Origin of the sequence: Lentibacillus halophilus (assembly GCF_039522485.1) — a bacterium.
Taxonomy (GTDB): domain Bacteria; phylum Bacillota; class Bacilli; order Bacillales; family Amphibacillaceae; genus Lentibacillus; species Lentibacillus halophilus.
This window is the reverse complement of sequence record NZ_BAAADM010000011.1, coordinates 13,815-26,042: the sequence shown is the minus strand read 5'-3', so window position 1 is coordinate 26,042 and position 12,228 is coordinate 13,815. Positions and strand designations below refer to the sequence as shown.

The 12,228-nt window shown below is 40.9% G+C and carries 12 protein-coding genes and 1 riboswitch; all 12 genes read right to left on the bottom strand.

The genetic code is table 11. The features are described from left to right. Nucleotides 1–68: 68 nt before the first annotated feature. The gene (locus tag ABDZ72_RS03015; RefSeq protein WP_343751066.1) at nt 69–908 is read right to left on the bottom strand and encodes an ATP-binding cassette domain-containing protein; all 840 of its coding nucleotides are present in this window, start codon (nt 906–908) and stop codon (nt 69–71) included. Beyond that, nucleotides 901–1,767: an alpha-D-ribose 1-methylphosphonate 5-phosphate C-P-lyase PhnJ gene (locus tag ABDZ72_RS03010; protein WP_343751065.1), complete on the bottom strand. Its 867-nt coding sequence runs from the start codon at nt 1,765–1,767 to the stop codon at nt 901–903. The genes ABDZ72_RS03015 and ABDZ72_RS03010 overlap by 8 nt, the downstream gene beginning before the upstream one ends. Further along, nucleotides 1,757–2,875 carry a carbon-phosphorus lyase complex subunit PhnI gene (locus ABDZ72_RS03005; protein ID WP_343751064.1) on the bottom strand — a complete coding sequence of 373 codons (1,119 nt, stop codon included), beginning with the start codon at nt 2,873–2,875 and terminating at the stop codon, nt 1,757–1,759. Before ABDZ72_RS03005 ends, ABDZ72_RS03010 begins: the two co-directional genes overlap by 11 nt. Continuing rightward, entirely contained in the window at nt 2,875–3,471 is a 597-nt protein-coding gene (phnH, locus tag ABDZ72_RS03000) for a phosphonate C-P lyase system protein PhnH (protein WP_343751063.1), read from the bottom strand. Before phnH ends, ABDZ72_RS03005 begins: the two co-directional genes overlap by 1 nt. Before the next feature lie 35 nt (nt 3,472–3,506). Next, entirely contained in the window at nt 3,507–3,929 is a 423-nt protein-coding gene (gene phnG / locus ABDZ72_RS02995; RefSeq protein ID WP_343751061.1) for a phosphonate C-P lyase system protein PhnG, read from the bottom strand. A 973-nt stretch (nt 3,930–4,902) separates the two neighbouring features. Further along, entirely contained in the window at nt 4,903–5,691 is a 789-nt protein-coding gene (locus ABDZ72_RS02990; protein ID WP_343751060.1) for an HAD family hydrolase, read from the bottom strand. Between the two features lie 497 nt (nt 5,692–6,188). Beyond that, nucleotides 6,189–6,980, bottom strand: a complete 792-nt coding sequence (locus ABDZ72_RS02985; RefSeq protein ID WP_343751059.1) for an energy-coupling factor transporter transmembrane component T family protein — start codon at nt 6,978–6,980, stop codon at nt 6,189–6,191. Then, entirely contained in the window at nt 6,977–8,551 is a 1,575-nt protein-coding gene (locus ABDZ72_RS02980) for an ABC transporter ATP-binding protein (RefSeq protein WP_343751058.1), read from the bottom strand. Before ABDZ72_RS02980 ends, ABDZ72_RS02985 begins: the two co-directional genes overlap by 4 nt. Further along, complete coding sequence (locus tag ABDZ72_RS02975) at nt 8,548–9,132, bottom strand: ECF transporter S component (protein ID WP_343751057.1); 585 nt, start codon at nt 9,130–9,132, stop codon at nt 8,548–8,550. Before ABDZ72_RS02975 ends, ABDZ72_RS02980 begins: the two co-directional genes overlap by 4 nt. Beyond that, nucleotides 9,129–9,821 (bottom strand): thiaminase II, encoded by a 693-nt coding sequence (tenA, locus tag ABDZ72_RS02970; protein ID WP_343751056.1) that lies wholly within the window; start codon nt 9,819–9,821, stop codon nt 9,129–9,131. Before tenA ends, ABDZ72_RS02975 begins: the two co-directional genes overlap by 4 nt. A gap of 81 nt (nt 9,822–9,902) precedes the next feature. Continuing rightward, nucleotides 9,903–10,005: riboswitch (TPP riboswitch) on the bottom strand. Between the two features lie 506 nt (nt 10,006–10,511). Further along, nucleotides 10,512–11,273 (bottom strand): 3-oxoacyl-ACP reductase, encoded by a 762-nt coding sequence (locus ABDZ72_RS02965; protein ID WP_343751055.1) that lies wholly within the window; start codon nt 11,271–11,273, stop codon nt 10,512–10,514. Next, a complete protein-coding gene (locus tag ABDZ72_RS02960; protein WP_343751054.1) occupies nt 11,263–12,192 on the bottom strand; it encodes an ABC transporter substrate-binding protein in 930 nt (309 codons plus the stop codon). Before ABDZ72_RS02960 ends, ABDZ72_RS02965 begins: the two co-directional genes overlap by 11 nt. Between the last annotated feature and the right edge of the window lie 36 nt (nt 12,193–12,228).

The window sequence follows — 12,228 nt, the reverse complement described above, 5'->3', positions numbered from 1 at the left end:
GGGGACTTTTTTATGCATTTGGCGTTTTCGTCGATTTCACATCAAATTTTTTCATTACAGGAATGCTCCTATAGTAATGAATAAACTAATTGCTGCGTATAAGCATGCTGGGGATCTTCCAGAATTTGATCTGTTAGCCCCTCCTCAATAACCTTTCCATCAAGCATGACCACTGTTCGATCAGCCAGCATTCGAATTACTGCCAAATCATGCGAGACAACAATCATACTTATACCCAATTCCCTCTGAATATTTTTAATTAAATCCAGCACATTCGCTTGAACAGATAAGTCAAGACCAGTCGTTACTTCATCCAAGAAGAGAACGGGAGGGTTATTGGATAAAGCCTTCGCAATTTGCACGCGTTGCTGCATCCCACCTGAAAAATTTCGCGGCTCCTGTTTCATTCGATAAGGAGGGATATGCACACTTTCCAACAAGCGCTTACTGATCGCTTCCATTTCCGAAACATTACGGTTGCCTGCTGCAATTAATTTTTCAGCGATATTTCCGACAGATGAAAAGTTCATTTTCAATCCGTGAACCGGATTTTGATAGACCATTCCATATTTATAATTTCGAACATAACGTTTCTTCTGGGAGGATAATTCGAAAAGATTTTCTTCTTCCACTTCTGTATCCTTTATATACGCTCCACCTGACGTTACATCCATATCAAAATATAAACATTGCATCATCGTTGATTTTCCACTGCCGCTTTCCCCGACAATTCCAAGAATCTCTCCGGAATACAATTCAAGTGATATATCTTGACATGCATACGTTGTGCTGCAATACGGACAGTAATTTATCTTCATCTCATACGTTTCGGATTGCTGACAATGGGCACATCCGTCACCAAATGTTTTGTTTAAATGGTCAATTCGTAATATCGGTTCCTCATGCATGATTGCTTTCCACCTCCAGCTTCTCCTTTTCATTCAAACGTGCTACACAGTAGCTCGTATCATTGCATTGATAGACGGTTTTTCCTGATGTTGAATCGATTAACTCATCCATAAAAACATCCGTAGCACCACATAAATGACAATGGTTTCCTTCAAATGATTCAACGGTAAATGGATAATCGTCAAAGGCAAGTGATTTCACATCCGTGTAAGGTGGGATGGCATATATTTTCTTCTCTCTTCCCGCGCCAAGAAGTATTAAGGACTCTGATTGATGCATTTTTGGATTATCAAATTTTGGAATCGGGCTTGGAGCCATGACATACCGATCATTTACATATACAGGATGATCGGCATCAGTCGCCGTCTTGTTATACTTCATAATTTGTTCGAACAACATAAGCCATGCTCCGCTATATTCGTCTTCTGAATGAAGCCGCTTTGTTACGTATTCACTCGCTTCCACATTGCGGAGCGGTTCAGGTTCTGGTACCTGTAAGACGAGAATCTGTTCTTTTGTTAAAGCAACTTCCGGAATACGGTGTCTTGACTGAATAACAGAAGCTTCCTGTGTTTGATCCGTCACCTCTACACCTGTCGTTTCCTGTACTAATTTCTTGATACTGACGGCATTTACAGATTCGTCCGCTCCCTGATCGATAACTTTTAATACATCTTGTTTGCCAATGATGGATAATGTTATTTGCAGGCCACCTGTGCCCCAACCACGGGCGATCGGCATTTCCCTGGATGCAAAAGGAACCTGATACCCCGGAATTGCCACAGCCTTTAACATTGTTCGACGGATTTCTTTTTTAGAACCTTCATCCAAAAATGCAAAGTGTGTATTAGTCTTCATCCTTTTTCGCCTCTTTCTTTATTTGACGTATGCTATCTAATTTCGATTGGAATGTAACGTAATGCGGCAGCTTCAAATGGGAGATGAAGCCCGTAGATTCAACCGAGTCAATGTGTAATAAAACGAATTCTTCATCGTGCGTTGGATATTCCCATTCCGGGTGTTCCAAGCATTGATCCAGAATACTCATTGCAATAGTTTTTGTTTCATTTTGTCCGTAACAAACGCCATATCCGATTTCAAATTCCAGTTCCTCTTCGTTGTGTTCATTCTTTTTTGTTATCGGAACAAATGACTCCACTTCCGTAACTTTGATATCCCCGATATAAAATTGATCTTCATCGTCCTGTTCAACTTCGTTTGGATGTTCAACGTAAATTGGCAAATCACCCACCCGTACTTCCCCAACAGTAGGGTGAACCTGACCATACCCTCGTAGAGATGCATAACCTAAAGCTGTTACCGCTCCTGTCTGCCCTCGCGTTAACACTTGCAATCTTGCACTTCTGGAAGCAGGGAATTGCAGACTTTCCTTGGTAATATCATCAGGTGGCGTGTTGTCTGCTTCATATTCTTCAAATAAACTTTCTTTGCGTAAATAATCGACAACTTTAGGAAAATACGTTACCGAGTCGGAGGCTTCCATGTTGTTTTGTAATGATTCTCGATAATCTTGCAACCACTCTTTGTTTTCCGTTAGGCTTTCATTTGCCAAGTTAAAGTCTAATAGCCGATGTGTATAATCATTAGTAGAACCTAATAACTGCCCTCCTGGAATATCTTTGAAGCTAGCAGATATCCGGCGTTCGACAAGCATCGATTCCGACTGAACAGTCTGACTGTAATATAGTCTCGGTAATGTTGAGCGATGTGCGCGCATCAAGAAGACTGCTTCTTCCATACTTCCTTCTGCTTGTTTAATAGCCAATGCTGCTAGAAATGGTGAATACAAGCTGCTTTCAGACATTACCTGATCGACCAGCGACCGCATTGTGGAAAGTATTGTTTGAATTTCAATTATTTCTTCTCCCTTTAAGCGATCATAGGTTAATCGTTTAATCGAAGCTTCGATGGCCATTGTGCCACCTTTAACCGCAACATACCCCATTATTTCACCTCCGAAAATGATAACGATGTTGTTCTGGGAACACAGGCAATTCGTGCTATATCATCCGTAAAAATAACATCCACTCCTAATGGATGTTCCTTCGTTTGTTCATTTCGAGATTGCCACATATTTTTAGTAAACCTTGTATGAAGCTGCTCTTTTTCTTTGATGCCAGGTCCGGTTAACAATAATTCTCCATTATTGGATAATGTCTCACTTTCAATAATCCACGTTGCAGATAGTTGAGGATCAATTAAATTTCCGATTTTACATTGCTCCATCGCTTGGATGACCTTGTTTTCAGAAACGTCTCGTAATGCAATAATATAGTCAGCCTCTTGGATGGGAGCAGGTTTTGCTAACGTATATTCGGATATCTTGTTATATAAATCTGTTTGGTTTTCCGATATAATGTGAAATGTCACTTCTCCGTCCAACAGCGTCATCATCGTTAAAAAACTGGCATGATTACAAGGAAGTCCATTGTCTGATTGGTGAACATTCTCTTCCATAATCGAAATGGTTCCTGGTCTGGACATGCTATGTAGCAGCTTTCGATATACCTGTTGTAAATCGTGTGTTTGAACCATTGCCATACTATCTCTCCTGATCATGTAATTTTTTTGATGAGCTAGACATCCATCGTTTCGAAATTAACTTTTGTTTCAAAAATTTCCGCCTGCTTTTGTGCTTTTTGTTTTTCTATTTGTTCTTCGGCAGCGATTAATTGATCTTCCCAATCTTTTGTTTCCGGGAGATTAGCTTTATAAGCTGCATCAATAATAGCCAAGTCTTTAGATAATTCATCCTGCATACCTGTTATAAGTCCTATACCAATGCACTGATTAACTTCTGCTTTTGTTTCCGTTATAAGAACTTCTCCTATATAAAATAGTGAGTTTTTTGCAGATTCACGCATCTTCATCATTGTTAATCCGTACCTAGGAGCAACAATTTCCCGATAATCATAGTTGGTGGTGATTATTTCTGCCAGACTCCGTGCCAAACTTGGATCACCTTGAATAAGAATCGTTGTTCTTCGTTTTCTTTTCATTGTTTTAACCTCCTTTTTTCTTCCTTCCTGTTTCCCGTAATTTTAAGATATCATGTGCTTATTAAGTGCATATAAATTAATTGTAAAAAAATTATTAAAATACTTGATAAGAGCAAATATTTATTCCATGTTTTTAGTGTAGTTGTCGAGATACAGCGTTGCTGGTGATTTTCCGTAAAACAGACGATATTGAACTATAAGCATTAAATAATCCCCACCTATAAAGATGGGGATCTCGTGTATGCTTTATTAAATTTATTTAGTATACGGCATTATTCTGGGATAGCTGGTGACTATGGCGGGAGTTGATTTAATTTCTTTTTATTTGTCATAACTCTACGCATACCTGGTGGGGAAACAGTGCAAATCCCATACTTATCGTCATAAAACACGCAACACAGTATTTATACCTGGTGAAACAGCGTAAGCCCGGTACTGATTAGCAAGGCATTCACCAGTAAATTAATAAAAAATGCTGGATATGCTGGATATCATTCCTGAAATTCAGATCTTGTTTGCTAATCGATTTACTTTTTGAGTACATTCAACGACCATATCCTATTCAAACTCATTCAACAAACCATAATAAGCTTGACTGAAATAGATAGGCTTATTATTAAACAATCTGGACCGACGACGCCATTAACGGGGCACAACTTACTCCGTCGAAAATGAGCATTAGATAAGCCATTGACGTCATCTCCAACTTTCCACCTGCTCCACATGAAGCATGCAGGTTTCCCCGCACTCCACGCTCCATCTAACGATATGTACTAGTTGATAAGTTCCTCGTTACCTTCAGACAAACGTATGATAATTAACAATATAGAATTCAAATCATGACGATCAGATCGATGTGGTTTGGTTTGAGGAGAATGATCGGGGATTTTACAAAGGGGACCACCTATATGGGAGTGATCATCATTGGCTAAACGATTTCTTCACGTTTATCATTTTTTAGTTCCGTCACACCTCAGATGGCAAATGACTGAACGAGGTATTTTTCTATAAATTCAGTCAGACCATCCTGTTCATGATGATCGGTTGTAACATCTGCGGCCGCTTTCACTTCTTGGTCAGCATTCGCCATTGCAGCGCTGATTCCTGCATAACGCAGCATTTGGATATCGTTCGGGCCGTCACCGATGGCTGCTGTTTCTTCCGGATTAATGCCAAACGCTCTAATAAGCACTCGAATGGCAGCCCATTTGGAAACACCGGGAGCAATTATCTCAAACCCGTCTTTCCAGTCAATGACATCCGCTGCATCACTAAATAAATGTGACATATGCGAACCATGGTAGCCTGTCCTGACACTGTATTTCAGCACGTTCCGGTAATCTGCATGCCGTAAGTCACCGATATACCTTGGCGGAACCCTACCTTCCCTAGTCCACTCATCAACTTCCTCGCTCGTCTTGTTGCAGTATAGGCCGTCGGTTGTGTGCACAATGATATTGCACGGGATTTCATTTGTTACACGATGAAAGTACGCTTCATCCAGCACAACCGGATTCTTCCGGACAACCCTTCCCGTGAATCCATCATGAATGGAAGCACCATTCAGGCAGATCATCGGTGCTTTCAAGCCAAGCAGACTATGGTAAGGTGCTGTAATCTCATATTGACGCCCTGTCGCCAGAAAAACTTTAACACCCTGGTTTGTCAATCTGCTGATCGTTTCCGCATTGCGTTGTGAAATCTCATTTGATGACGTCAGCAATGTTCCATCCATATCAATAAACAATGCACGTATATTCATTTTTCTCCTCCTTTCTATTACACATCAACCATATCACCTAAATGTAAAGTGTATATTAACTGTATGTAATGATTTAATGAAAAATTGAGGGAAGAATATGACATGATACTGATATAAACTGTCGATGCCTGTAATACGGGGTGTGGTGCTAAATCTTTGGCAGATAATCCTTCCAACTGCAAAAATACACCCTGTACTTTTAGCATATTATCGATAAACAAAGACAACATAGTGCATTTCTGTATTTCCAATCGTAAAGGTTTTCACCTTTACGCTAAACATCACATGCCCCTTCTTCCCACTTGCTTCAAACAAAAGTGTCTTATTCAACTCTTGCGCCCGATCGTATTATATGGGCAGTCATTGTACTGGCTGACCTGTTTTAATAGGTTTTATGTTTGGGGAAGCTAGGGTAGGACGCTTGCGCCCATACCCCGTCCTTAATACTGTCCATCCCTTCCTTGCAAATAGGTAAATTATAGTTACTTGTTTCGAAATTACTTCACAAGTCCCCATCGAATAAAGCCAAGATATGTGGCAATAACTACGATTATCAAGACAGAAATGAGCATTATCGCCGCATACTTGATATCCAATTTACTCCAGCTGATTTGTCTGTAAAACGTTCGATTCCAAGATCCGTCGAAGTTTCGGGCTTCCAGCGCAATGGCAACGCGTTCTGACTTGCGTATCCCCTGTGAAAGCAAGGGAACAGTGTAACCTGCAAGCATTCGAACCTGGGCTAACCTTTTTCCGCTGCGATGAACCCCCCGCACTTTGTGAGCCGCACGTATTTGCGTGAAATCGTCTTTCAATATGGGGATAAACCGAATACCTGCCAAAATAGAATAAGCCCATTTTGGTTTTAGGCGAAGTTGCTGCATCAGACTCAACACTAAACTGGTTACATCAGTAGTCAGAATAAATAACGCTCCGTAAAACAAATACCCAAGTGTCCTGAATCCAATTGTTAATCCATTTTGCAGTCCTACTTCCGTGAATTGGAACCAGCCCCAAGCAAAGTACACTTCCTCCCCCTTTGCAAAAGCAAAGATTCCCCAAAAGCTTAATAAGGACAATAGAAGAAATGGAAGCACAATAAAAGTAATCAGTTGTTTTATCGGCATCCGTACATAGACGAATGTGAGCAAAGCTGGAATCATCATCAGCAAAAAAGTGGTAAGAGGATCTCGAACGACTGAAATAAGGACCATCAACAGCACATGAAGCACTAGTTTCCCTGACGGATTCACTTCTGTATGCTGATTGTTTTCCCCCAGGCTTCTCATACAAATACCGCCTGTTCGGTAGCCTTATTTTGCTGATACGCTTTATATTCCATATTTAAGGGTAATTGCAGACGAGCCTGTTGAACGAGAGTTTGCTGCGCGAAAAACACTTCTGGATCTCCTGTAAACAATAATTGATTATCTGCAAATACGATTAACTTGGTCGCATAGGTGTAAGCGAGCTCTACATCGTGCGTCGTCATAACAATCGTGGTCCCTTCTTTATATAGTTGTTCAAATTGATCCAGTAACTCTTTTGCCATTTTAGCATCCTGGCCGAATGTTGGTTCATCTAGCAACAGTACTTCGTGTCGCTTCAGCAGCATGCTTGCCACACTGAGGCGACGTTTTTGTCCGGTTGACAGCGTATAGGGATTGGCCGTTCGGAGATGTTTCAGTCGAAATTCTTCCAGAAGCTGTTCCACTCGTTGTGCCGTCTCTTCTGCCGGCCATTGCTCCACTTGACCGTCAAAGGCGATTTCTTCTTCCACCGAATCCGTTACAAATTGATGCTCCGGATTTTGAAAGACAAAGCCCATATGATTGGAAAGCATCTCGGTTTTAACTGGTGTTTCAAGCTTGCTTCCCGAAAAATTATATTGGATTCTACCTTCCTGGAGAGGATGGAGACCCATCAATGCACGTAAGTATGAACTCTTTCCAGAGCCATTTGCTCCCATAATCATAACCCATTCGCCCGTTTCGATGGAAACATTCACATGGTCCCACACCGTGTAGTGATTCAATGAAAGTTTCCCTCGCTCCATCTCTATAATGGCGTTTGAGGTCTTTTTTCTTTCTCTAGGTTTGATCGTATCGGGAAGTGTTTCTAACTCTTCCAGGCTATAAGGCCACAGTCTCGGTTTCCATATACCATATTTATCGATCAAATGTATTTGTTCCGTATAAATCTGCTTGGGGGAGCCATCGGCAATCAATTCCCCGTCGTCATTGATCAAGAGAACCCGGTCCATCCAATCAATGATACCTTCCAGCTTATGTTCGATGATCAAGACTGTTTGAGATTCCGGCAAATTTCGCAGCATGTCAATAACGTTTGATGTACCAGAAGGATCTAATTGAGCGGTAGGCTCATCCAAGAACAGTATTTCAGGCTCTAATGCCAGAATCGTTGCAAAAGCCAATCGCTGGCTTGTTCCGCCAGATAACGTATGAATAGGCGTATCTCCCGGTAAATCATGAATTCCGGCTTGTCTTTTCACTCGATTAATCATTTCAGACATATCCTCTGGAGGAACCTGCTGATTCTCCAAACTAAAGGCAATATCTTCATCCACGGTAAGCATACAGAACTGACTTTCCGGGTCTTGAAACAGAACCCCTTTCTGTTCAGGTCCCCAAATATCTCCTTTCATCATTGCTTGAATGAAGTCGGGAATAAGACCTGCCAGTACATGGAGCAGTGTGCTTTTCCCCGATCCACTCGGGCCTAGCAATAATATCTTTTCCCCCTGCTGGATATGGACCTGCATACCTGAAAGCGTTGGGTTATCTCTTCCTGGATACTGCACATGAAGGTCACTGCAGCCAGCATATGAAACAGCACTCATAATTCCCACCGCGCTTTTTGAGTGGATAGCACAATTTCATAACTATTTAAACTGCCCGTTGCCACAAGTTTGTCTGCTATCCATTTACTAAAGGCACCGCAGACCACAATGGAACTCGCAATTCGTACACTGATTGTCATGACTTGAATGAATCCAGTATTGGCCCCAAGCCCTGAGATTAAATAACTGGAAAAAATACTCCCCAAAGAAGCAGAAATAGAAGCAATCGCCAATACTAGAAAATCCCACCGACGATATCTAAAAAGCAAAAAGATTATCTCTGCCCCCAGCGCTTGCATCGCTCCGGTAAAGAGCATGGACAGACCAAATTGACTGCCGGTCAGCAACTCTCCAGAAGCAGCCAGGAATTCCGCTAAAAACGCAACGCCCGGTTTTCGAATGATATAAGCCGCCACTACTCCTGCAACGAACCACATGGGGTATACGATTTGGCCCAGAAAAGGGGCTATAGCATTTGCAAATGTATAAACAGGTCCCCATATCTTATATACCACCCCAAATAAAATAGCGATAATGACAATGAGCATGACTTCTTTTATTGTTAACGTATGCTTTGTCACTGTGAAACCTCTCCTCCTTGTTCACTTTCAGACAGCCATGTTTCAAAGGTATAAGACATTTCCCAAAATTGGAGTTCGTACGCTTTGGCTATAACGAATTGTTCTTTTACCTTCTCTTTTTCCTGTTCATTCATGTTTTCGACAAGCGTGTTTAATAAATCAATCATTTCATTTGTCGAATCCTGGAATTGATCACTCGCGTACATTTTAATCCAATTTCGGTAAATATCAGGTTCCGGCGCTGCATTTTCGTTTATTTTTCCAATATCTGCATACAACCAGTAACAAGGCAACATCGCTGCCACGGACTGTGCCAGATTCCCAGACATGGCTGCTCTATATAAGTGAGATGTGTACGCATAGGCTGTGGGAGCAGGTTTAAAATTCGCCATATCTTCTTCTGTAATGTTTAAAATCTTTGCATGTTCGTGATGAACAGTTAATTCTGCTTGCGCTGTAACTCTTGCCTTGTCAGCCAAAATGGCAGTATGTTTAAAATCATCCGCCTGTGATGCGGCAATCGCATGGACTTTTCCATAATGCTTTAAATAATAGATATCTTGCAAAATATAGTTTTTAAATACTTCCAGTGGTAAATCCCCATTGACGATCCCCTGTACAAATGGGTGATTCAGGCTTTTTTTCCAACTTTCCCTTGTTGCTTCTTTCAGTTGATTAGTAAATGTCATAAAAAAATCCTCCTCTAAACTTTTAAAGATTAGTAGAAGGAAGTATTAGCAAAATTTTCCGCAAAATATTGGCGTACTGAGTTTTTGCCTAATCTACTTCCCTCCGCTGGTGTTAACCAGATCAGGTTCCAAGGGACAAAGGATATTTCCTTTTCTCAGCCGGACGGCGCCCCTAGCAGAAAACTGATATTAAATAATTAATTGCAAATTTAACAAAAACTTTAGTAGAAGTCAACTCTTAATACAAAATGCTGGATTTAATTTCTGAAAGTTCAGGCTCTGTTTGCTAATCGATTTTTTGAGCACATTCATTCAATGACCATATCCTATCCTTTTGGTCAGTATAGCGTATTTCAAAGGGTACATTCTTACACTACACCACTCACGTTATCAATTTTCCCTATATTTTAGCTTTAGACCCGTGCATTTGTGTAAGTTTATCAGCTGTGTGCGCTAAATAAATTCCCGAAAAAGGACAGATCAGAGCAAGTGATCGAAAGTTTGCGATTTGTCGGTCTCGAGACGTTAAAAGACCAGTATCTGGGGAAGTTAGCGGCGGACAAAAATGTCTTCCAATAATGCTCTTCAATACCTTTCATGTATTTGATCGATTCTGCTTGGAAGCAGCACTCACCTGTTCATCATCATGTACTAAAGCTATTCAGGCAAAGGCGAAGATACGTCATATTTTTAATTCATTACTTGTCCACCATCAACAACGAGATTTTGACCGGTAACCACCCGACTCCACCGTGAAGCGAAAAACAAGACTGTATCGGCCAGTTCCTCGGGAGTTGTGACCTGCTTTAACAGGGTATCTTCCTTAATGAGATCAAATACTTCAGGAGGCGTGGGTGAGCTTGCATCGGTCACTCGTAACAACCCTCCTGACACCATATTAACGGTGATTCCATTCGCACCAAGGTCACTTGCCATGTTCCTTGTAAATCCGATTAACGCTGCCTTACTTGTATTATAATCATGATATGGGACCACAGGATCTTGCACGAGATTGGTACCAATATTAATGATTCTGCCAAACTGAAGTGTAGCCATTCCTTCATAGGCAACTTGCGTCGTATGTAAAGCAGCCTTGATGCTTCCTTCTAATTGGACTTGATAATCTTCCCAGTCAATTTTTTTGGCATCTTTCCTGTTCACTGAATCGAATTTAAAATTCACCAATGCGTTATTGACAATCGTTGTAACGGGATGGTTAAAATGCGATTCTGCTTTTTCAAACATATTTTCCACCTGGTCTCTATCAAGCACGTCGGCCTGAATCGCTATCGCTTCACTTCCAATTTTCTCTACGACTTCTTTCGCTTTCTCTTCACTTTGGTAATAGTTCAGAATAACACGTGCACCCTCACGCCCAAATGCTTTGGCGATTTCTGCCCCTAACCCTCTGCTTGCTCCTGTAACCAATACAACCTGGTCTTTAATGTTCATTATGAATTCCTCCTTTGCTATTTTCGAATAACAATCCATTTGTCCAATATTCCTCGGGATCTCCTGAAGCATCTGTAAGCTTCACCTCCTTAAGCCATCTTTGTAAATGATCAAAATAATTGAATGGCATGGAGAAGTCTTTGGTGAAGTAACTTAAAGTTGCGTCTAAAATAGCTGCCTCCACTTGATCCATAGGATTTTTTTTCGTGAATTGATAGTAAATCTTCTTTGCTTCATCTGGCTCATTTAGAATGAAATCACTGCTTCTTCTCAATACCTTCAAAAATCTGCTTATCTCATAACTTCGTCTGCTTAAAACAGCGGGTGAAGTAATTAAAATTAAACTCCCTCCAGCAGGAAGACCCCAATCTTTTAATGAAAAGAACCCCGGTTTATACCCGCGTGCCCGCGCTTCAATGATTTCATGATGCTGTTGTACTGAAAAAGCTAAATCTGCTTCATCATGAATTAACGCCTCGGTATGGTAAAATCCTTTGTTAACCGGAATTAAATCGTGAACATCGCAATGCCCCCCATCTGCTAGAATCAGGGATTTCATAAAGGCTAGTCCTGTTGGTCCAGGTGCACTTGGATAGGTTAACCTTTTCCCAATTATATCCTTAGGTCTTGTAATTCCATTGTTTTTTAGAAACATGACGCCACTGTCAGATTCTAGAAATCTAGTAATTCCAATAACATCGATACTTTTTAACTTATCTTGTACTAAATGCAAAGGTTCTGTGACAGCAATATCCATAGTCCCATTATGTATTTCATCAATCGCATCAAAGTGTTCCTTAGGCTCTATCATTTCAACGTTTAAATCGACTTCTGAAAACCACCCCTTTTCCATTCCAATCAAAAATGGAAGATGGTTTGGATTCAAATACCACTCAAGACCAAATGTTAGGTTCTCCATGTTTATCCTCCCCCCTTTAACAATCTTGTAATTACT